This window comes from Brachybacterium sp. AOP25-B2-12 (genome assembly GCF_052378625.1).
Lineage (GTDB): Bacteria > Actinomycetota > Actinomycetes > Actinomycetales > Dermabacteraceae > Brachybacterium.
Genome location: NZ_JBQSXW010000006.1, coordinates 136,275 through 156,293 on the forward strand (window position 1 = coordinate 136,275; position 20,019 = coordinate 156,293).

General features: G+C 73.1%; 18 protein-coding genes and 1 pseudogene. 7 read left to right on the forward strand and 12 right to left on the reverse strand.

The genetic code is table 11. The features are described 5' to 3' along the window. Positions 1-192: 192 nt before the first annotated feature. Complete coding sequence (locus ACT3TZ_RS06545) at positions 193-765, forward strand: PTS sugar transporter subunit IIA (protein ID WP_444582594.1); 573 nt, start codon at positions 193-195, stop codon at positions 763-765. Here the strand turns inward: ACT3TZ_RS06545 and ACT3TZ_RS06550 are convergent. The 3 genes from ACT3TZ_RS06550 to ACT3TZ_RS06560 are packed head-to-tail and all read right to left on the reverse strand — an operon-like array spanning position 737 to position 3,614. Then, positions 737-1,729, reverse strand: a complete 993-nt coding sequence (locus tag ACT3TZ_RS06550; RefSeq protein ID WP_444582595.1) for a DMT family transporter — start codon at positions 1,727-1,729, stop codon at positions 737-739. The genes ACT3TZ_RS06545 and ACT3TZ_RS06550 overlap by 29 nt on opposite strands. Before the next feature lie 56 nt (positions 1,730-1,785). Beyond that, positions 1,786-2,604: a class I SAM-dependent methyltransferase gene (locus ACT3TZ_RS06555; protein WP_444582596.1), complete on the reverse strand. Its 819-nt coding sequence runs from the start codon at positions 2,602-2,604 to the stop codon at positions 1,786-1,788. Further along, entirely contained in the window at positions 2,586-3,614 is a 1,029-nt protein-coding gene (locus tag ACT3TZ_RS06560; protein WP_444582597.1) for an NAD(P)/FAD-dependent oxidoreductase, read from the reverse strand. The genes ACT3TZ_RS06555 and ACT3TZ_RS06560 overlap by 19 nt, the downstream gene beginning before the upstream one ends. A 378-nt stretch (positions 3,615-3,992) precedes the next feature. Here ACT3TZ_RS06560 and ACT3TZ_RS06565 point away from each other — a divergent pair, with 378 nt between their 5' ends. The 5 genes from ACT3TZ_RS06565 to ACT3TZ_RS06585 all read left to right on the forward strand — a co-directional run bounded on the left by ACT3TZ_RS06565 (position 3,993) and on the right by ACT3TZ_RS06585 (position 8,013). Then, positions 3,993-5,042: a GNAT family N-acetyltransferase gene (locus ACT3TZ_RS06565; protein ID WP_444582598.1), complete on the forward strand. Its 1,050-nt coding sequence runs from the start codon at positions 3,993-3,995 to the stop codon at positions 5,040-5,042. Between the two features lie 88 nt (positions 5,043-5,130). Continuing rightward, entirely contained in the window at positions 5,131-5,802 is a 672-nt protein-coding gene (locus tag ACT3TZ_RS06570; protein ID WP_444582599.1) for a class F sortase, read from the forward strand. 169 nt (positions 5,803-5,971) lie between these two features. Next, on the forward strand, positions 5,972-6,586 hold the full coding sequence (locus tag ACT3TZ_RS06575) for a hypothetical protein (RefSeq protein ID WP_444582600.1): 615 nt from the start codon (positions 5,972-5,974) through the stop codon (positions 6,584-6,586). After that, a complete protein-coding gene (locus tag ACT3TZ_RS06580; protein WP_444582601.1) occupies positions 6,583-7,092 on the forward strand; it encodes an NUDIX domain-containing protein in 510 nt (169 codons plus the stop codon). The genes ACT3TZ_RS06575 and ACT3TZ_RS06580 overlap by 4 nt, the downstream gene beginning before the upstream one ends. A 132-nt stretch (positions 7,093-7,224) precedes the next feature. Then, positions 7,225-8,013 (forward strand): serine hydrolase, encoded by a 789-nt coding sequence (locus ACT3TZ_RS06585; RefSeq protein WP_444582602.1) that lies wholly within the window; start codon positions 7,225-7,227, stop codon positions 8,011-8,013. 4 nt (positions 8,014-8,017) lie between these two features. Here ACT3TZ_RS06585 and ACT3TZ_RS06590 read toward each other — a convergent pair whose 3' ends face one another. From ACT3TZ_RS06590 to ACT3TZ_RS06610, 5 genes are all read right to left on the reverse strand, one after another. Then, positions 8,018-9,247 carry a C40 family peptidase gene (locus ACT3TZ_RS06590; protein WP_444582603.1) on the reverse strand — a complete coding sequence of 410 codons (1,230 nt, stop codon included), beginning with the start codon at positions 9,245-9,247 and terminating at the stop codon, positions 8,018-8,020. A gap of 60 nt (positions 9,248-9,307) precedes the next feature. Next, positions 9,308-10,522 (reverse strand): dipeptide epimerase, encoded by a 1,215-nt coding sequence (locus ACT3TZ_RS06595; RefSeq protein WP_444582604.1) that lies wholly within the window; start codon positions 10,520-10,522, stop codon positions 9,308-9,310. Further along, positions 10,522-11,673, reverse strand: a complete 1,152-nt coding sequence (locus ACT3TZ_RS06600) for a DUF819 family protein (protein WP_444582605.1) — start codon at positions 11,671-11,673, stop codon at positions 10,522-10,524. The genes ACT3TZ_RS06595 and ACT3TZ_RS06600 overlap by 1 nt, the downstream gene beginning before the upstream one ends. A 167-nt stretch (positions 11,674-11,840) precedes the next feature. Next, positions 11,841-12,158 (reverse strand): DUF3870 domain-containing protein, encoded by a 318-nt coding sequence (locus tag ACT3TZ_RS06605; protein WP_444582606.1) that lies wholly within the window; start codon positions 12,156-12,158, stop codon positions 11,841-11,843. Next, a complete protein-coding gene (locus ACT3TZ_RS06610; RefSeq protein ID WP_444582607.1) occupies positions 12,115-13,065 on the reverse strand; it encodes a LysR family transcriptional regulator ArgP in 951 nt (316 codons plus the stop codon). The genes ACT3TZ_RS06605 and ACT3TZ_RS06610 overlap by 44 nt, the downstream gene beginning before the upstream one ends. Before the next feature lie 70 nt (positions 13,066-13,135). Between ACT3TZ_RS06610 and ACT3TZ_RS06615 the strand changes: the two genes are divergently transcribed. Beyond that, a complete protein-coding gene (locus ACT3TZ_RS06615) occupies positions 13,136-13,744 on the forward strand; it encodes a LysE/ArgO family amino acid transporter (protein ID WP_444582608.1) in 609 nt (202 codons plus the stop codon). Positions 13,745-13,927: 183 nt separating this feature from the next. Here ACT3TZ_RS06615 and ACT3TZ_RS06620 read toward each other — a convergent pair whose 3' ends face one another. The 4 genes and pseudogenes from ACT3TZ_RS06620 to ACT3TZ_RS06635 form a co-directional block, all read right to left on the reverse strand. After that, positions 13,928-15,319, reverse strand: a complete 1,392-nt coding sequence (locus tag ACT3TZ_RS06620; RefSeq protein WP_444582609.1) for a heparan-alpha-glucosaminide N-acetyltransferase domain-containing protein — start codon at positions 15,317-15,319, stop codon at positions 13,928-13,930. A gap of 1,152 nt (positions 15,320-16,471) precedes the next feature. Continuing rightward, positions 16,472-17,052 (reverse strand): annotated as a pseudogene (locus ACT3TZ_RS06625) (sugar O-acetyltransferase). 229 nt (positions 17,053-17,281) lie between these two features. Further along, a complete protein-coding gene (locus ACT3TZ_RS06630; protein WP_444582610.1) occupies positions 17,282-18,502 on the reverse strand; it encodes a trans-sulfuration enzyme family protein in 1,221 nt (406 codons plus the stop codon). A gap of 68 nt (positions 18,503-18,570) precedes the next feature. Next, entirely contained in the window at positions 18,571-20,004 is a 1,434-nt protein-coding gene (locus tag ACT3TZ_RS06635) for an ABC transporter substrate-binding protein (protein ID WP_444582611.1), read from the reverse strand. Positions 20,005-20,019 lie beyond the last annotated feature (15 nt).

A 20,019-nucleotide genomic window follows, 5' to 3' on the forward strand; every position in this document is an offset into this window, starting at 1 on the left:
AGCCGGGTGGAGCGAACAGGGCGGGATGCGGCGGTCGGATGGGCGGGGGGGGGGGCGGAGTGGCGGACGGCTCGGCCCCGAACGTGCGCCGCGGGTGCGTCGGAGGTCGGCCCTCCGGGTGCCAGGGTACGCACGGACGTGCACACCCGCGGCATGAGACCCTGGCGGGCCACACGAGACGAGGGGCGGCCGATGGGGACGTGCAGCGATGGCGGAACGGACGCAGGCCTGAGCACCGGCACCGGCACCGGCACCGGCGACGAGGTCGACGGCTCGGGCGGCGCCCACGACGCCCCCGTCCTCGCGCCGATCCCCGGGGCGCTCATCGCCCGATCCGGGGCGAGGACCGCCGCCGCGCTGCTCGGCGAGCTCTCCGATCGCCTGCGGGGACTGGGCGCCGTGACCCCAGGATTCCGCGACGCGGTGATCGCTCGCGAAGAGAGCTACCCGACGGGTCTGCCCACCGTGATCGGCACCGCCATCCCGCACACGGATCCCGAGCACGTGCGGGTCCCCGGGGTCGCCGTCGCGACCCTCGCGGCCCCCGTGGAGTTCCGGCAGATGGGCGCGCCGGCGCAGACCGTCGCGGTGCGCCTGGTGGTCATGCTCGTGCTCGACGCCGACGGTCTGCACACCCAGCCCCTGCGCCTCCAGCGGCTCATCGGCCGTCTGCAGGACGAGGCCGCGGTCACCGAGGTGCTCGCGGCCCACGACGACGCCGATCTCACCGCGCGCGTCAGCGGCTGGCTCGCCGGCGGGGCCTGATCCCGGCGGTGACGAGCGCCGCGACGAGCGTCAGCGCCGCACCCAGCACCGTCGTGAGCTGCAGGTGGTCGCCCGCTGCCGGGGCCAGGAGGTCCAGGGCCACGGAGCCGAGGATCTGCCCGGCGATCGTCGCCATGGCCAGGGTGAGCACACCCAGCGGCGCCGCGAGGTAGGCGGCCATCGCGATGAAGCCGACACCGATCACCCCACCCAGGTACAGCAGCGGGTTCGCGGGCAGTGCGGACGGGCCGCGACCGACCACGAGGCCGTGGACCAGCGCGGCCACGACGAGCGCGGCCGTGCCCATGACGAAGTTGGCGAGCGTCGCCACGAGGAAGTGCCCGCTGTGCTGGGACACACGGCCGTTGACGGCCTGCTGGAGCCCCATGGCGACGCCCGCGACCATCGGCAGGGCCAGCAGGTACCACGGGGCCGACGTCGAGACGCCGCCGGACATCGCCAGCGCGACGGCCGCGACCATGAGCGCCGCACCGATCACGCGCGGCGGGGTGAGTGCCCGGGAGCCGCCCGGACCCAGACCCACCCGGTCCACGATCAGCCCGGTGACGGTCTGACCGGCCACGACGCACACGATGAACAGCGCCACCCCGATCATCGCGACCGACAGACCCTGCCCGAGCACGAAGGTCGCGCCGCCGACGCCGCCGAGGGCGAGCGGCCACGGGAATGCGCCCGTGCGGAGGTCGTGCCGGAACGCGGCGGTCCGCCCGCGCAGAGCCCGGGAGGCCAGCACGATGGCCAGGACGATCACGAGCCCGGTCCCGAAGGAGATCGCGGCGGCGGTGAACCCGTCGTCGATGTCCGTGGCCAGGCGCGAGTTGATGCGGGACTGGACGGACGCGAGCACGCCGCCGACCACGGCCAGCGGGAGGGCCCAGGCGGGGGAGCCGGAGCGGTGGGGGGCGGCGGGTGCTGTGCCATGCGGAGCGGAAGCAGGGGTCACGCGTTCCGATGTTAGGCCTGGCGGCGAGCCCGTGGGTGCCTCGGCGACCCCGGGCATCAGACCCGACGCAGCAGCAGCGAACGATCGAGCCGCTCGACGACCTCGCCGGTCGGCACGATCACCGCACTGCGGTGCTCGCACAGGGCTTCGACCTCCCAGACCGCGGGGTCCAGGCCCAGCTCGGCGACGGTCTCGACGCCCGTGCTGGCCCGGGCCGGGGTGTCCGCGTCGACGGACGGCAGGACGTGAGAGAGCACGAAGAACCGGCCGTCCTCGGCGACGAGCCGTGACGCATCCCGCAGCAGGTTCTCCCGGAGGTCCTGGGACGGAGCATGCAGGTAGCTCGTCGTCACGAGGTCGAACCGTGCATCCGCGGGCAGTCCGCGCAGGCCGTCCGCGGTGAAGCGCAGCCGGTCCTCGGGGACGTGCGCGGCGCGAGCGTCCTCCTGGGCCCGGGCGATCGCCGTCGAGGACACGTCCACGCCGGTGGTGTCCCAGCCGTGACGGGCCAGCCAGATCGCGTCCGCCCCCTCCCCGCAGCCGATGTCCACCGCGGTGCCGCGGACGGGCACCTCGCGCTCTGCGGAGCCCTCGTCGTGCGCGGAGGTCTCGCCGTGCGAACGGGCCGCGCGGTCGGCGGGCCCTGACGTGGACGACAGCGCCTCGACGAGTGCCGGGTTGGCCCGACCCGTCCAGCGACGGGCGGTCCGGGAGTAGACGTCCTCCCAGAAGCCGTCCTCGGCGAGGTCCGGCCAGGTCGTCGCCCCGAACAGCGCGAGGTCCCCGTCCTCCTCGACCAGCGCGGCGTTGACCGCGCCGCCCACCATCGACGCCTGACCGGCGGCACCGGGGACGTTCAGCCGCGGATCGACCACGTTCCCGGCCGCCCAGATCCGGGGGGGCTGGTGCGTCCGTTCGCGTCGACCTGCAGGAACGAGCCCACCAGGGTGTCGACGCGCACGGGGGCGATCTCCGCGAGGAACCTGTCGCGCGGCTGCAGCGCGGGTGACACGAGGAGCGCGTCCAGCGGGTGCACGGTGCCGTCGGCGGTGCGGATCCCCGTGAGCCGTCCCCCGGTGCTCTCGGCGGCGACGGCCGGGTCCTCGACGACGACGACGCCGCGTGCGGCCAGCCGCCCGCGGGCCTCGCGGGGCAGTTCCGCCCCGGCGGCCAGGAACACCGTGAGGTCCTCGCTCCACTGGCGGGCCAGGAGCGCCTGGTGTGCAGACATCGGGGACGTGGCCAGGACCCCCAGGCGGCGTCCGCGCACCTCCCAGCCGTGGCAGTACGGGCAGGCGAACACGTCGCCGCCCCACAGGGCGTCGAGGCCGTCGATCCCGGGCAGGTGGTCCTCGATGCCCGAGGCCACGAGGACGGAGCGCGTGTACACGACGTTCCCCTCGCCGTCGTCGCCGTCCACATTTCCGTGCCCGTGCCCGTGCCCGTGCCCGTCCTCGTTCCCGTCGCCGTTCCCGATGTCCTTCTCCCGGCGGACGGCGAGTCCCCGCGTCACCTCGCGGATGGAGGCGACCTCGCCGGTGACCACCTCCACGTCGTAGTGCTCCAGCTCGGCGCGGCCCCGGGCCAGGAGCTCCAGGGGCGGCATCCCGTCGAGTCCCAAGGCGCCGTGCATGTGCGCGGCGAAGCGGTTGCGGGGCCTCCCTGCGTCGATCACGAGCACGCGGCGGCGCGCCCTCCCGAGCAGCAGGGCGGCGCTGAGACCGGCGGTGCCGCCGCCGATGACGACGGTGTCGTATGCGCGTGGCGCGTCCGCGGCGATCGCGTGGGGTGTGTGGATGTCGTGCTCGGGAGCGTGATCGGGCGTGCCATGCGCGGGGGTGGCGTGGCCGGGAGCGTCGTGGGCGGGGGTGGTCGAAGCCGTCATGGGCTCAGGGTCCCCGGGTGACGGGCGTGCTGCAAGATCGCTTGCGGGAACGGCAAAGCGCGCCGCGGTGCGAACCCGCGGCCCGGGTGCGAGGGGGATTCACGGGGACCGTCATCTCGAGGGCGTGCGGCCCGCGGGTCCCGTCGACCGTCCGCGGGCTGTCGACCTCGGTCTGCGGAGGAGCTTGCATGAACCTGACTGTGCAGGCCCACGCCCTCCGAGTTCAGAGGGCTCGGGCGTCCTGAGTCAGGTTGGTGCAGGCATGTCGTTCGTCCTCCACCGACGCGCGCCCGCGCGGGACGTCGGCGCGGACGGGACGCGGACGCGACCTCGGTCCTCACCGACTCGCCGCACATCGTCGCCGCCTAGGCTTCCGCCATGTCCACCCTGCTGCTGGTCCACGGCCCGCCCGGCGTCGGGAAGTCCACCGTCGCCGCCGCACTCGTGCGCGACCGTCCCCTCGCCCTCCTGCTCGACGTGGACCGGATCCGACACGACCTGGGCCGCTGGGACGAGGACCTCGACGCCGCGGGACGCCAGGCGCGCCGCCTCGCGCTCGCCCTCGCGCACCGCCACCTCGCCGACGGCCACGACGTCGTGGTCCCGCAGTTCCTCGTCCGCCCGGAGTTCGCCGAGGACCTCCGTGCGGTCGCGGCGAAGCTGGGGGTACGGTTCGCCGAGGCGTGCCTGGTGCTGGACGCGGAACCGCTCGCCGAGCGCCTGCGCGAGCGTCACGAGACCCCGGACCGCCCCGAGCACGCCGCGCTGAACGCCCTGGTGGGAGCGGCCGATGCGCCGTCCCTCGTCGAGCGTGTCGCCGCGTTCGTCGGCACGCGACCGGGCGCCGCACTGATCGACGCCGGCGGGAGCCTGGACCAGGTCACCGACCGTCTCGCCCCGCTGCTCGACGCGCCTCTGCCGGGCCGGGTCTCTCTCACGCCGCTGGTGGTCGAGGACGCCGAGGCGTACGTCGACGGGGAGGACGAGGAGATCGTGCGGTGGCTCAGCGGCGGCCGCAGCACCGTCGACCGCACCCGCGCCTTCATCCGCGAGCTCGACGCGCGCTCGGCACGGGGCGCCGCCAAGCGGGCGTTCACCATCCGGCTGGACGGGAGGGTCGCCGGCTCGATCGACCACGACGCCGAGGTCACCGACGGCCTGGATCCCGGTGACGTGAACCTCGCCTACGGGGTGCATCCCTGGGCGCGGGGACGCGGCGTCGCGGTGCGCGCCGTCGAGCTGATCTGCGCGCGGCTCCGCGAGCAGGGAGCAGTGGCCGCGGTGATCCGCGCGGACCTCGACAACGTCGCCTCGCTGCGCGTGGCCGAACGTGCGGGGTTCCGGCCGGTACGGGAGATCGTCTCGGAGATCGACACGGACGAGGAGGGCCGCGCCGCCCGGATGAGGGTGCTCCGCCGGGCGCTGTGATCCGGCCGCGCTCCCGCCCCGCTACCCTCGACCGCAACGTTTCTCATCGGTCCGCCCCCCTGACACACCCCCCGACAAGGACCTGCCCATGCCCCCCACACGCCACGCGGCGCGCCCTCGTCGCTCCGGGCGCGCCCTGACCATCGTCCTCGCGGTGCTGTCGGTCCTGGCGGTCGTCGCGGGCGCGGTGATGCTGACCCACCAGGCGGTCGAGACGTCCGAGGCGCCCAAGGACCTCGACGGCAACGCCGTCCAGCTCGAACCGGCCGACGTCCCGCCGCCCGAGGTGGCGGACCGGATGGAGGTCCAGGACGCCCCGGCCCAGGGCGGGCCGCGGCTCGCGATCCCGTCGGCCTCCCTCGACGTGCCGCTGGGCTCGCTGCTCGCGGTCGACGGGGAGATCACCCCGCCCGGCTTCACCCAGGCGTACGCGGTGCGGAACCTGGGGGTCGGCACCGAGCACGCCGCGGACGGCACCGTCTACGTCGTCATGCACTCCGTCCAGCACGGCAACGCCCCCGGCAACGCCGTGATCGACGTGGACACCGGCGCCGTCTCCGTCGCGGACGGCGCGAAGATCCAGGTGGGGGACCTGCACTACACGGTCACCGGCTCCCTGACCGTCGGCAAGGGCGAGCTGGCCTCCCGCGCGGATCTGTGGAGCGACGACCCGGGGCGCCTCGTGCTCATCACGTGCCTCCAGCGCACGGAGGGCCGGTCCCTGGACAACGCCGTGATCATCGCCCAGCTCGACGGCTGAGCACCGCGGATCGCCCCACGGTGCCGTCCGCCCGGAAGGTGAGGACCGCTGGAGCGACGACGACGGCGCGATCCGTGTCCGCTCGATCGTCAAGCGCCCGCTGGACGTGCGCCTCCCGCAGGTCCGTAGACTCGACGCCGTCACCGAACACCGAACCAGGAGGTCACCCATGGCACCGTCCGCATCCGACAACTGGGACCGCGAGGACACCGACGGCCGCGATCCGGCCGAGGAGTCGAGCCTGGAGAGCGCCGTCGACGACGGCGCCGACCCCGAGGACGGCATCCTCGACGAGGACGACGGCCCCTCCGACGCCGAGGTCGCCGAGGAGGAGAAGCAGGATCCGACGACGGACGACGTGTCCTTCGAGGTGGGCGGCTCCGACGAGGCGCCCGAGGACGACGGCATCGCGCCCGGAGCCGAGGGCCGGTACGGCTCCGGCATCGAGGGCGCCGATCAGATCCTCGAGGAGGAGCGCGTCCGCGCCGACGGCACGCAGGGCCAGGAGTGGGGCGACTTCGAGGACCAGGACGGCCAGGACGACTCCGCGGCCGCCGAGCAGGGCAACCGCGACGAGGACGAGATGGTCTCCGAGGGCGACGACGCCCGCGAGGTCGCCGAGCTGGGCGGGGACGACTGGGACGTCGACGCCGTGCGCGAGTCCGATGAGCCGGCCGACGAGGACCGCCTGGCCCAGGGCCTGGACATCGACGGCGCCGCCGCCGACCTCACGGGCGACGTCGACGGGGAGGACCCCCTCGCGGGCGGTCCCACCGGTCGGTGAGCGCGACGGTCGACAGCTCCGGCGGCGCGGGGACCCTGCATCCCGACGGTCCCCGTGTGGGCGTGCGCGCGGCGATCGTCCGCGACGCGAAGATCCTGCTCAACCACTATCGCGTGCGGGGGCAGGACGTCTATGACCTGCCCGGCGGCGGCCAAGAGCACGGCGAGACGCAGGAGAGCGCCCTGATCCGCGAGTGCGTCGAGGAGATCGGCGCGCGCGTGACGGTCTACGGGCTCGCCTGCATGTACGAGCGGCTGGTCGACCACGCCCCCCGCACGGGGGACGAGATCGGCCTGTTCCACCAGCTCGACGTGGTGCGCTGGTGCGGCCTGGCACCGGGGGAGGAGCCGGGCCTGGGCACGGTTCCGGACCACAGCCAGGTCGGGGTCGCATGGCTCCCGATCCGGGACCTCGGCGAGCACACGGTGCTGCCGGTGGAGCTGTCCGCGTGGCTGCGTGCGGACCCGAGCTCACGCCCGGTGTGGCTGGGCAGCCTGTCGGCCTGACGAGCCGGAGAGCCGGACGCCGATGCTGGCGCCGCCCAGTGAGCCCGAGGGGTCGAAGCCGACGCCGCCCGCCCGGTGCGCCCGAGGACGCCCCCGCCGATCACCACCGCCCCGCCACCCGAGAGGACGCCGATGCCGATCCCGACCGCCGCCGCCCCCGCCGCGACAGCGATCTCGTGGTGCCTCCTGGCCGGTGACGGCCGCGAGCTCGCCTCCCACGACGCGGACCGCCCGTACTACGCCGCCAGCACGATCAAGCTGCACGTGCTCCTGGCCGCCCTGCGCGCCGTGGAGGCGGGGACGCTCGACCTCGACGCCCAGGTCCCGGCCACCCGCACCTTCACGGGGGTCGACGGCGCCGCGTTCACCCTGGGCGGCGACCACCTGGACCCCACCCATCCCGCCGAGGGCACCCCGATCGCCCTCCGCGAGCTGCTGGTGCGGATGATCGATCGCTCCAGCAACGAGGCCACCGACCACGTGCTCGCCCTCGTGGGCCTGGACGCCGTCGCGGCCGAGATCGCCGGCCTGGGCCTGCGGGCCACGCGGGTCGAGCGGGGCATCGGCGATCCCGCCGCCCTGGCACGGGGCCTCACCAACGAGACGAGTGCCCGGGACCTCGCGCGGACGATGCGGGCGATCATCACCGGGGACGGCCTGGCCGCGCCGTCGCGCGAGCTGGCCCGCGCCGCGCTCGCCGCGCAGCGCATCCGGATCATCTCGGCCGCCCTGCACACGGCCGTGCCCACCTTCACCAAGTCCGGCTCGATCGACGGCTTCCGGCACGATGTCGCCGCCGTCGGGGACCCCGATGCGGGAGCCCGCGTGCTCGCGGTTCTGACCGCCGGATGGCCCGAGGTACGGGCCGATGCGCACATCGGGCGCGTGGCACGGGGCCTCCTGCCCGATCTCGCGGGCTGAGCGGTCAGCCCGCGAGTCCCAGCCGTCGCGCCCCCGCGTACTCCCCGGCCGTGTCGTACTCGGTGAGCGAGACGATCTCGACGCTGCGGGCCGCGTTCGGGGCGTGCAGGATCCGATCGTCGCCCACGAACACCGCCACGTGCCGGATCTTCTCGGTGCCGGCCCCGGAGGAGAAGAACACCAGGTCACCGCGCTGGAGGTCCGCGCGCTCGACCGGGGCCAGACCCGAGACGTCGCGCTGGGGACCGGCGTCGCGGGCGATCGTGATCCCGTGGTGGCGCAGCAGCGTGTAGGTGAACCCGGAGCAGTCGAAGCCGTAGGCGCTCACGCCGGCCCACAGGTAGCGCAGCCCCAGGAACCGCTCGCCGGTGGCGATGATGTCCTCGACCGTGGGGGAGGGCGGGAGCTCGTCGTGATCGCGCACCACCACGTCGGCGGCGGGGATCGAGGCGGCGCCGAGGGCCGGGACCGCCACCTCCACGCTCTCGCCGTGCACCGCGATCATGGGCAGCACCGTGTCGAAGGAGACCGGGAGGGTGACCTCCCCGGCGGTGACGGTGCTGGTGCGGGCCGTGACGGTGGCGGTGGCCCAGTACCGGGCGCGGTGGGAGAACTCCTCGTCGACCACGAGGTGCCACAGCGGCACCCACCCGGGGTAGCCGCGCTCGTCGCGGGGCGTGGGCTGTGCGGTCACGACGATCCGTGCCCAGTCGCCGTCGATCTCGTCGACGATCACGGCGCTGCCGAGGACGGCCTGCGTCTCGAGCTTCCCGGTGAGCCAGCGGCGGCTCTCGGTGTCGGGCAGGTTCGCGTTCCAGGCGTCGAGGTCCACCCGTTCGAGGATCGCGGGATCGTCGGTCCCGGGGCGGTTCAGGCCGGGCTCGGTCCACACCGTGGTGGCGGTGACGGCGACGACCGCGTGCGCGCCCGGCGCGGGGCGTCGCACGGGGATGCCCGCGGCGGACAGCGCGCCGGGCGCGACCGGCCCGCCCCGGGTTCCGGCCGCGTCGGCGGCGCGCGCCGCGGTCGTCGCGGCCGCAGGGCCGGCGGCGAGCCCGGCGGTGGCCAGGCCCAGGGCGCCCGTCGCGGCCAGGCGCAGCCCGGTGCGGCGGTCGATGCGCGGCGCCCCGGACATGGGCCACGTGCTGGTCGGGCGGTGCGCGGCCTGCGCGTCGGGCGTGCTGGCCGTGGTGTCCAGGGCCTGCGAGTCCGGGGTGCGGGGGGAGGATGTCACGAGGGTCTCCTTCGGGGCGGTGCCGTCATGGGCGGGGTCGCGGTCGGGTCGTCGTGCCCGTCAACCCTCCCTGATCCCGGGCGGGGAGTCGACCCCTTCAGGCCCCTGCGGGGCATCGATACCGGGGTCGGGCGTCTGAGCTGCCGCGGGATCCGACCCCACATCGGCCCCTGGCTCGAGCCTGTCCAGACCGAGCCCCGGCCCGCCGAGCAGCGCGAGCTCGGCGCCGTCCTGCCGGTAGCCGCCGCGGGGGAGGTCCGAGGTGAACCAGGCGGGCGGGTCCAGGTCGATCATGGTGATCGCCGGGTGGGCGAAGGCCAGGTGGGCTCCCGCGGTGATGGAGATCCGCGGCTCCATCATCGCGCCGACCATGCAGGTCAGGCCCGCCTCCTGCGCGACGTCCGCGATCGCGAGGGCCTGGCCCAGCCCGGCGGCCTTGGCGAGCTTGATGTTCAGCATGTCCGCGGCATCGGCGTCCACGATCCGGCGTGCATCGTCGGCAGTCCACACGGCCTCGTCGGCCATGATCGGCGTGCGCACCGCCGCACGCACCCGGGCCAGCGCCGCGAGGTCCCCGGCCGGCACCGGCTGTTCGACGAGGTCCACGGGCAGGCCGTCGGCCTCCAGACCGCCGATGATCTCGATCGCCTGGTCGGCGTCCCAGCCCTGGTTGGCATCCAGGCGCAGGCGCACCTCGGGCGCGGCGTCGAGCACCGCGGCCAGGCGCCGACGGTCGTGCTCGACGTCCCGGCCCAGCTTGATCTTGAGGATCCGGTCCCCGGAGGCGACGGCGTCGCGGGCATGGGCCGCCATGGTCTCGGGATCCTCGAGCGAGATGGTCATGTCGTTGGTCAGCGTCCCGCCCAGGTGCCCGCCCAGCAGCTCGACCAGCGGCACCCCGAGGCTGCGGGCCACGGCATCGTGCAGGGCCACGTCCAGGGCGCTGCGTGCGCTCGTCGCGCCGTCGAGCGCACGGGCTATGCGGTCGGAGAGCTCGCCCGGCGTGCCGGTGGCGCCCTCGAGGGCCTGGCGCAGCGGCCCCGCGAGCGCGGCGGCGATGGTCGCGGCGGATTCCCCGGTCACGGCCACCGTCTCGGCGGCGGAGCCCTGGCCCACGGTCCCGTCGGCCAGCTCCACCTCAGCGACGACGTACTCGACGGACTCCGTGCGCCGCGCGGCGGTCACGAAGGGACGCAGCAGGGGCGCCCTGTGCCGGTGATGGCGTACGGCCACGACCGTCACGGGACGCGCCTCGCGGATGAGGGCGCCGCGCATCAGAAGGACCCCATGATGCGGGCGGCGAAGAGCCCCACGAACGTCCCGATGAACGTCCCGATCAGCGCGAACAGCACGCCCACGGGCACCAGCTGGCGGTTGAAGGCGCTCGCGACCACCGGCGCCGAGGCGATGCCGCCGACGTTGGCGGTCGAGGCGACCGCGAGGGAGAACAGCTCGACCCGGAACAGCTTGGCGTAGACGACCATGATCGCCGCGTGCATCACCAGCACGATCGCGCCGATCAGCAGGTACAGCGGTGCCTGCGTGATCGCCGAGAAGTCCGAGCCCGCGGCGATCTGACCGATCACCACGAACAGCATCAGCGAGGCGACCTCCCCGGATCCGGCGGTCCGGCCCAGCGGCGTGACGGCGACGACCAGCCCCAGCACGGACACGAAGATGATCGACCACGTGGTGGCGTTGATGACGACGCCGATCTCGGGCAGGTGCTGGCCCAGCCAGATCGAGAACGTCGAGACGAGGATCGATCCGAAGGCGGTGATCGCGAGCGATGCGACCGTGATCGGCCTCTTCTCCTCCTCCTCGGCGCCCGCGTGGACGTCGAGGTAGGAGGTGTCGGCCTTGGTCCAGCGGTTGAAGCGGTCCGACAGCGGCACGGAGCCGAACATGAGCATGAGCCAGATCGAGTACATGATCGTGTCGGTGATCAGGGCGTAGCCGAAGATGTTCTCGGGCGCCTGCAGGATGTCCTGGACGGCCACCATGTTGGCGCTGCCGCCGTTCCACGAGGCCAGCAGCGCGCCGAGCACCTTCCAGGCCTCGGGGTGCAGGGCGGCGCGGAACACCGCGTAGACGCCGATCATCGAGACGGTGATCGAGGCCGAGGCCACGAACATCGTGAGCAGGAGCTTGGGGCCCAGCTTGATGATCTTGCGCAGGTCGCAGCCGAACAGGAACAGGAAGATCATTGCGGGCAGCACGACGTCCTTGACCTGCTTGATCGGCTCGCGGGTCGCCTCGTCCTGGCCGAACACGCCCAGGGAGTTGAGCGTGGCGCACAGCAGGTACATGAGCACCATGCCGGGGACGTAGCGGAACAGCTTCCAGCCGGTGGTGCGCTCCAGGACGATGATGACGCAGGACAGGCCCAGCAGGACCCCCAGCATCATGAGGCCGTCGGTGATCATGGTTCTCCTCGGGGACGGGGACGGGAAGCGCCGGCCGTCGCGCCCCGGATCCGGGGACAAGAAAATCGGAAGCACCAGGGACCGGCACCTCGGACGAGGTGGGGTCGTGGTGCTCCCGACGGGTTCCGGTTCGGTGAGGTCCCGGGCGGACGGACAGCGGTATGGGGTTATGCGGCGGGATCCGCCGAGAGGTCGCGGTACTTCGCGGCGGCGCTGCGCACGGATGCGACGAGCGCCCTCTGCGAGGAGCCGTGGTACCTCTCGGTGATGGACCCTGCCAGGGCGTCGTCCTCGAGGAGGGGCCGTCCCACCAGCAGCTCCTTCACGAAGGAGACCGTGAGGGGGAGGGTGGCGGTGCAGTCCGCATCGAGGATGACGTGGGACCCAGTATCGACGACGAGGCCGACGAAGAACATGCCGTACTGGGTGGTGATCGGATTGTTACCGGGAGACTTGGCCTCGCCGGTGAGGTAGATCGTGGGCATCCGGGGAGCCTATCGGGGGGCGGTCCGCGGGGCGTGAACTCCGCAACCCGGCCTCCGCGGCCCGCCGCACCGCCGCGGTCAGCCTCTCCACCCGCGCCGAGGACAGCGTCCACGTCTGCCAGTGCAGGTCCACGTCCTCGTGTCCCCGTCGGTCCAGCAGCACGAGCGAGCCGTCGGCCAGCTCGGTGCCGAGCTGGGTCTGCGGGATCATCGCCCAGCCCAGGCCGGCCTTGACCGAGGCGAGAAACCCCTCGGAGGAGGGGACGATGTGCGACGGCGGGGAGGTGTCGACGCCATGGCGCAGCAGCAGCCGGCGCTGCAGCTCGTCCTTGGCGTTGAAGGCGAGCACGGGCATGCGCGCCCAGTCGATCCGGGTCCCGCGGGTGAAGCGGCGACAGAGCTCGGCGGAGGCCAGCGGGACGTAGCGCATCGCGCCGAGCGGCTCGACGCGGCACCCCGTGACCGGGACAGGGTCGGAGGTGACGGCACCCAGCACGTCCCCGCGCCGCAGCAGGTCGCTGCTGTGGTCCTGGTCCTCGACGTGCAGGTCGATGGTCGTGTCCTCCCAGGTCGCGGCCGCGGCGAGGACCGGCACGAACCAAGTCGCCAGCGAGTCGGCGTTGATCGCGATCGGGGTGGCCGTGCGCCGCTCGCCGCCCACGCCGAGCTCCTCGCGGGTCTCGGCTTCGAGCGCCTGGATCTGACGCGCCATCCGCAGCAGCACCGCGCCGGTGTCGGTGGGCGTGCAGGGCGCGGTGCGCCGCACGACCACCTGGCCGATGGAGCCCTCGAGGGCCTTGATGCGCTGGCTGACGGCGGACGGGGAGATGCCCAGCTCGAGCGCCGCGTCCTCGAAGCTGCCCTCGTCGACGACGGCAAGGAGGGTCCGCAAGTGCTCGAAGTTCATGAAGCGATGCTAAGGCACAGTGAAGATCCGTCGTTTGTCTTCATCGATGCGACTCATTAGCGTCCCCGGCATGTGGAGCGTCTGGGGAAGCGGACTGATGTCCGGGCTGGTGCTGATCGTGGCGATCGGCGCGCAGAACGCGTACGTGCTGCGCCAGGGTCTGCGGCGGGAGCACGTGGGCGTCGTCGTGGCGGTGTGCGTCGTCGGCGACGTGCTGCTGATCCTCGGCGGCACCGCCGGGATCGGGGCACTCGTGACAAGGTTCCCCGTCGCGCTGGACGTGCTGCGCTGGGGCGGGGCCTGCTACCTGATCTGGTACGCGGTGCGCTCGTTCCGGTCTGCTCTGAAGCCCTCGGCGCTGACCGAGGAGGCGCCGCGCTCCTCGGGATCGGTGCTGGTCACCACCCTCGCGCTGACCTTCCTGAACCCCCACGTGTACCTCGACACCGTGGTGCTGCTGGGCAGCCTCGCCAATCAGCAGGGGCCCGACCTGCGCTGGCTCTTCGCCGCCGGCGCCGTGCTCGGGAGCATCCTCTGGTTCGGCGGGCTGGGGCTCGGCGCGCGCGCCCTCTCGGGGCCGCTGAGCAGGCCGCTGACGTGGAAGCTGCTGGACCTGGGCTGCGGGATCGTCATGCTGGCCCTGGCCGCGAAGCTGATCGTCGGTGGCGTGCACGGATGATCGGGCGCGGTGGGGCCCTGCGTGGTGATCGACTCTCCGCGACGTGCTCCTGGGGGCGCGGGTGGTCACGTGCGGGGTGGGCCCCGGCGGTGCGCGCGACCGACCCGGTGCAAGGAGACGCCCCGGAAGGTGCGCGCGACCGGCCCGGCGCGGCGTGACGCGTTCCTTGGCGGTGGCGGCCGATCAGGCGCGCGGTGCTTCCTCGCGCGGCGCGAGCTGCTGATCCGGTGCGCCGCGAGCCTCGCCTGTGAACCACCGCGACGACGCCGCGGCGAGCCGTTCGAGCGGCCCTCGCCCCGCGAAGGCGGCCCATGCCGTGCAGGCCAGGACCACTCCCACCACCAGGGCCAGCGACACCAGGGAATCCATGATGACTCCACCCGGGCCGATGATCGCGAGGATCACCAGCGCGTGCCCGGTGTAGGCCGTCAGCGGCATCGACCCCGGTGCGGACAGCGGCAGCAGCACCCAGCGCAACGGCCTGCCCAGGAGCATCATCAGGCCGATGACCAGGAGCGCCAGCCCACCGGACGTGATGATCTCGAGCGTGGATCCCGAGTGCGGGGACGGATCCAGCGCCGCCGTGGCGACCATCCGCAGCGGATCGGTCTGCAGCAGCCGTTCGCCGTAGCCGGACCAGCCCCCGCCCATGACGGCGGAGGGGTCCTCCGAATCCGTGGTCGACACCTCGTCCTCGGGAACGCAGTACACCTCCCGGAACTCGTCGCTCGGGGGATAGCAGACCAGGGCCGTCCCATCGATCTCACCGAAGGGCACGGGGTCGAGCTCCTCCTCGGCGGCAGAGCTCGACGACGCGGACCAGACGCCGGTCTCGGCCGCCACGAAGCCGACCAGGCCGGTCACGAACGCGCTGATCAGCACCCCCAGCAGGGCCAGGGCGGCGCCGATCGTGGCGATCGCCGCCGCGACCTTCGCCCGGGTCAGGGGAAGGCGCCCGGCCGCCATCCCGAGCAGCATCAGCGGCATCCATGTGGTGAAGCGATAGGTGCCGGTCACCAGCAGGCCGCTGCCCGCGGACATCGGCTCCAGCGCGAGCACGCCGAGGATCGCCACCGTGACGGGCCCCAGGAGAGCCAGCGGGACGGCGACCGCGATCAGCCGGGAAGGGCGCAGGCGCAGGAACGGCAGGGCGGCCACGTACAGGAGCCCGTAGAAGGTGAGGATCACGACGATCCCGATCCCGAGCAGCTCGAGCACGAGGCCGATCACGAAGATCGCCGCGCCCCGGCCGAGCAGCGCCAGGCGCAGACGGGGCAGGTCGGCCGGGTCCGGGGGTCGCTCGCGCCCGGTGAGCAGGGCGATCGACACCCCGGCGAGCACCGCGAAGAGGATCGAGGAGTTGCCGTTGACCACCTGAAGCCAGCTCAGGGGGTCCCCGAGGGACAGCGGCGGCAGTGCGGCGGTGTGCGCCACGATCATGCCCAGGATCGCGAGGCCCCGGGCGGCGTCGATGCCGGTGAGACGGGGCGGGGAGACCAGTCGCTGCAGGCGGGCGCGGGGGCCGGATGCGGCGTGGAGGGTCGGCGAGGGGAGCGCCACGGAGGAGGTCGTCATCCGCGGAGCGTAGAGCGGCGCAGCCCTCCGTGTCCGCCGGTCGTGCACGGGTTGCTCCCGGAACCGTGGATTCGGGATCCCCGGAGGTCTGACGTGCGGAGGATGTCAGGGATCACCGGGCGGTGCTCGGCGGAGACCAGTGGGGTGGTCGGGTCGCCAGGGCAGGGTGCGCAGCATGCGCCGTCGTGCGGGTCCAAGGGGTCTGGTGGCCACGGCCGTGTTCGGCGTGCGGCTTTCAGGGGTCTGGTGGCCGCGGTGGTGGCGGGTGTGCAGATTGACGGGGTCTGGTGGCCGCGTGGGTGGCAGGCGTGCGGATTGCACGGCCTGGAGGCCGGGGCCGTGGCCGCCGTGGCCGCCGTGGCTGCCGTGAAAGTGGGGCGCGCGCCAGGCTCGAGCGCCATGCCCGGTGACCGGGGGCGACGGGCCCCGGGTGTCGCCAGCACGTCGCCGGGCGCGCTCGCGGTCCCGTCGCGGTCACCGACCGCGATCGTGCGCCCCGCGAAACGGTGTGGCGACGGCGGGGTGTGCACTCATCGGCGTGAGGTGAGAACACCTCGTCACCGGTGCAGACCTGGGTGCACAGGGCTCCGGTCTGTGTACACGAGCCCGAGGGTCGAAGGGCGACCGGGCCGCTCTCCGCCTTCATCTCGGAGCGGTTCTCGTCTGCCTGGAGTCTGCTCGGAGCGGTTCACTTCGTGCCGGGGCCGCTCACACGTGCTCGCGCCGGGCCGGAGTCCACTCGGGCTCGTGCACCTGTGCCCGCGGCATCTGAATCCGTCGGGAGTCGGCGTGGCGAGGGCGGGGGTGTGCACTCACCGGCGTGAGGTGAGAACACCTCGTCACCGGTGCAGACCTGGGTGCACAGGGCGCCGGTTCGTGTACAGCGGATCCCGGGTCGAGCGCCCGCCGCTCTCGTGTGGTGCTCGAGGCGGCCTCACGTCAACCTCGGAGCCACCGATGCCCTCGCGAGCACGTGCGGGAACTGCGAATGCCCCCCGGTCGGGCCCCGGAGCGCCTCGTCGTCCCCAGCAGCCGAAGTGCCCCACGGCGGGCGAGGAGCCGGCATGCGCAACGGCGGGTGAGCCGCCAGCACGGGCATCGACAGTGCGCAGCCCGTCCTCGACGAGGCCCCGCCCTCTCACACTCCCGCGCTCAGACCGAGCGGATCACCCGCGCGGGGTTGCCCACCGCGACGACGCCCGCGGGCACGTCACGGGTCACCACGGACCCTCGCCGATCACGGAATTCTCGCCGATCGTGATGCCCGGGCACACGATCACCCCACCGCCCAGCCACACGTTGTCGCCGATCGTGATGGGACGGGCCGCCTCGAGCTCGTCGCGGCGGGGCTGCGGCTCGATGGGATGGGTGGGCGTCAGCAGCTGCACGTTCGGGCCGATCTGGCAGTCCTCGCCGATCGTGATCGCCGCGACGTCGAGCGCCGTGAGGTTGTAGTTGATGAAGGTGCGGGCACCGATGTGCAGGTTCTCGCCGTAGTCCACGAACAGCGGTGCCTTGACGAAGGCGCCCTCGCCGAGAGTGCCCACGAGCTCGGCGAGGATCGGACGGGCGGCGGTCTCGTCCTCGACGCTCGCGCGGCGGTACTCGTCGGCCAGCCGCACGCCGCGCTGGGCCAGGCGGGCGTTCTCGGGGTCGTCGGAGATGTAGAGGTCCCCGGCGAGCATGCGCTCGCGGTTGCTGCGGGGGTCGCCCGCGAAGTACTCGGTGGTCATGTGTACGAGCGTACGCTTGTGGGGAGCGGGCGTCCAGCGGGCGTCGGCTCTGATCGCGCCGCTCCCGCCGGAGTCGTCGGCCCCACCCGCCGCGCCCATCGCGCAAGTCCCGCAGATCGTCCGATCCGCGCGATGGCGTCGGTGCGGCGGACGCGCCCGAGCGGCAGCGCCCCGCGCGACCGCTCGCGTGATCCTCGACCGCGTCACCGACCGCGCGGCGGCCCCGGCGTCACCCCCGGCGGGGCAGCGCCCGATCCAGCGCCTGATCGAGGTCCGCCAGCAGGTCCTCGACGTCCTCGAGGCCCGCCGAGAAGCGCAGGTGGCCGTAGGTGCGGAACTCCTCCGGGTAGTGCTCGGCGCCGCCGCGCCCGGCGGGTCCCACGTGCACGATCAGGGATTCGTCGTGGCCCAGCGACACGGCCGAGGTCACGACGCGCAGGTGGCTCACGAAGGTGTTCTGCACGTCCGGGCCGCCGTCGAGGGCGAAGGCGATCATCGCCCCGAAGCCCCGTTCGCCGAACTGGCGTCGGGCCAGCTCGTGCTGGGGGTGCGAGGCGAGGCCCGGGTAGGCGACGAAGGCGATCCGGGGATCCGCGGCGAGGTGCTCGGCGATCCGCGCGGCTGAGGCCAGGTGCTGGCGCAGCCGCAGCGGCAGCGTCACCGAGCCCCGCTGGATCAGCCACGCGTTGAAGGGGGAGATCGCGCCGCCCACGTCCACGAGGGCATCGCCCCGGATCCGCTGCACCGGCGCCGCGTCCCCGATGACCACGCCGCCCATCGCGTCCCCGTGGCCGTTGATGTACTTGGTCAGGGAGTGGATCACGAGGTCCGCCCCGTGCTCGAGCGGCCGGAACAGGGGCGGCGGCGTGAAGGTCGCATCGACCGTGAGCAGCGCGTCGTGCCGGTGCGCGAGCTCGGCCAGCCCCGCGATGTCCGCGACGCGCGTGGTGGGGTTGGCGATGGTCTCGACGTGCACCAGCCGCGTCGTCGGCCGGATCGCGGCCTCGACCGCCGCGAGGTCGGAGGCGTCCACGAAAGTGGCCTCGATGCCGTAGCGCTCCGGCAGCAGCTCGGCGAACAGTCGCCAGACCGCCTCGTAGGTGACGTCGGAGACGACCACGTGATCGCCGCTGCGCAGCAGCGTGAAGAACACGCCGTGGAGCGCCGCGACACCGGTCGCGAAGACCACCGCGGCCTCCCCGCGGTCCATCGCGGCGAGCTTGACCTCGAGGCCCGTCTGGTTGACGGCGCCGTTGCGCGTGTAGATCAGGCGGTCCGTCGCGGACCAGTCCAGCGAGGCCGGGTCCTCCGGGAGCCGGTAGGAGTTGGCCATCACCAGCGGCGTGCGGATCGCTCCGGCCTCGTGGTCGCCGCCGTTGCCGCCGTGGACGGCCCAGGTGGCGTCGTGGACGGTGGGGGCGTCGTGCTTGTCCGGGGGTGTTGCCGTCATGGTCCGATCCTGCCTCGATCCACCGGTTCGAGGCGAGCCCTGACCGGTGGATCGCGTCGTCCTGGGAGTCAGGCGATCTGCTCGTTGGCGTGGTCCTGGGCGGCCTGGAGCGCCGGCTGCAGCTCTCCGGCCCGGCCCGCGAAGATCTCGTGGTACGCAGACTCGAGGTCCTCGCTCGCGGCCTGGGCGTTGGGGATCGGGTCGTTCTTCAGCACCCCCTCGGACAGGCTCTCGGTGAAGATCTGCGCGTCGACCTTCTGCTCCTTCCAGTACGCGAAGTAGGACTCCTGGGCCTCGGTGACGGCGGGGATCAGGGCGCCGGACTCCCCGAGCGGACGGCTGCCCTCCGCGGTGCCCAGCCACGCCAGGAGGGCCTTCGTCTCCTCCGGGTGCTCGGACTGCGCCGAGCCCGCCGCGATGATGCTGTTGGTGACGGGGATGCGCCCCGCGGGTCCCGCGGCGATCGGGGCGAGGCTCCAGGTGAAGTCTGCGCCGTCGGCGATGGTCTTGAGGTTGTAGGCGCCGGACTGGAACAGTCCGATCTTCCCGGCGAGGAACTGGGTGAGGCTGTAGGAGCCATCGGCGTTGGTGTCTGCGGCGGCGGGTGCCACGTGGTCGATGTCGACGAGGTCGACCACGTAGCCGATGGCCTCGACGGACTTGGCGTCGTCGGCGAAGACGTACTTCCCGTCGGCCTGGTAGAGACCGCCGTTGGAGCCGACGAAGTTGCCGAAGATCGCGTCGAAGTCGTACGCCGCATTGAACCCGAACTGGGTGGTGGTCGCGGCATCGAAACCGACCTCACCGGGATGTCGGCCCTGGGCGTCGAGGGTGAGGGCCGTCGCCGCATGGCGCAGGGAGTCCGTGTCGGCGGTCGGGTCCCAGGACAGGTTCGAGGGGTCGACGCCGGCCTTCTCGAGGAGGTCCTGGTTGTAGTAGAGGACCTTGCCCCCGTCGATCAGCTGGGGCACGCCCCACAGGACCTCCTTGCGGGTGTAGAGGTCGATGGCCGCGGTGTCCCATGCTGAGGCCGCGTCCGGCAGCGCGGTGGTCACGTCGACCAGGTTGCCGTTGTCCGCGTAGGCGGCGAAGTTGTAGGCGTTGACCCAGAAGACGTCGGCGACATCGCCGGCGGCGATGTCCGTGCGCAGGGAGTCCCAGTAGGAGGCCCACGGAATCTGCTCGACGGTGACGTGCACGCCGGGATGGGCCTTCGTGAAGCCCTGCAGGGACTTCTCGTAGGCGGCGGCCACGGCGTCGTCGCTCCAGATCCGCAGGCGGAGCTGGATCCCGTCGCCGTCGGAGGCGCCACCGCCGTTGAGGTAGCTGCAGCTGGTGGCCAGGAGGGTGGCGGCGGCCCCGGTGCCCAGGAGCAGGGAGCGGCGGGTGGGGGCCGGTGTCGAGCGGCGGGTGGGGGCCGGTGTCGAGTGGCGGGTGGGAGCCGGCTGTGCTCCGCGAGCAGGGGAGACGACGGAGTCGGGGGACTCGGGGGAGGGATGCATGGTGGGAGGTCCTTT

Coding starts and splice junctions, on each gene's coding strand:
- ACT3TZ_RS06545 (WP_444582594.1), top strand. CDS start 193: ATGGGGACGTGCAGCGATGGCGGAACGGACGCAGGCCTGAGCACCGGC.
- ACT3TZ_RS06560 (WP_444582597.1), bottom strand. CDS start 3,614: ATGACGGCTTCGACCACCCCCGCCCACGACGCTCCCGGCCACGCCACC.
- ACT3TZ_RS06565 (WP_444582598.1), top strand. CDS start 3,993: ATGTCCACCCTGCTGCTGGTCCACGGCCCGCCCGGCGTCGGGAAGTCC.
- ACT3TZ_RS06570 (WP_444582599.1), top strand. CDS start 5,131: ATGCCCCCCACACGCCACGCGGCGCGCCCTCGTCGCTCCGGGCGCGCC.
- ACT3TZ_RS06575 (WP_444582600.1), top strand. CDS start 5,972: ATGGCACCGTCCGCATCCGACAACTGGGACCGCGAGGACACCGACGGC.
- ACT3TZ_RS06585 (WP_444582602.1), top strand. CDS start 7,225: ATGCCGATCCCGACCGCCGCCGCCCCCGCCGCGACAGCGATCTCGTGG.
- ACT3TZ_RS06595 (WP_444582604.1), bottom strand. CDS start 10,522: ATGCGCGGCGCCCTCATCCGCGAGGCGCGTCCCGTGACGGTCGTGGCC.
- ACT3TZ_RS06600 (WP_444582605.1), bottom strand. CDS start 11,673: ATGATCACCGACGGCCTCATGATGCTGGGGGTCCTGCTGGGCCTGTCC.
- ACT3TZ_RS06605 (WP_444582606.1), bottom strand. CDS start 12,158: ATGCCCACGATCTACCTCACCGGCGAGGCCAAGTCTCCCGGTAACAAT.
- ACT3TZ_RS06610 (WP_444582607.1), bottom strand. CDS start 13,065: ATGAACTTCGAGCACTTGCGGACCCTCCTTGCCGTCGTCGACGAGGGC.
- ACT3TZ_RS06615 (WP_444582608.1), top strand. CDS start 13,136: ATGTGGAGCGTCTGGGGAAGCGGACTGATGTCCGGGCTGGTGCTGATC.
- ACT3TZ_RS06620 (WP_444582609.1), bottom strand. CDS start 15,319: ATGACGACCTCCTCCGTGGCGCTCCCCTCGCCGACCCTCCACGCCGCA.
- ACT3TZ_RS06630 (WP_444582610.1), bottom strand. CDS start 18,502: ATGACGGCAACACCCCCGGACAAGCACGACGCCCCCACCGTCCACGAC.
- ACT3TZ_RS06635 (WP_444582611.1), bottom strand. CDS start 20,004: ATGCATCCCTCCCCCGAGTCCCCCGACTCCGTCGTCTCCCCTGCTCGC.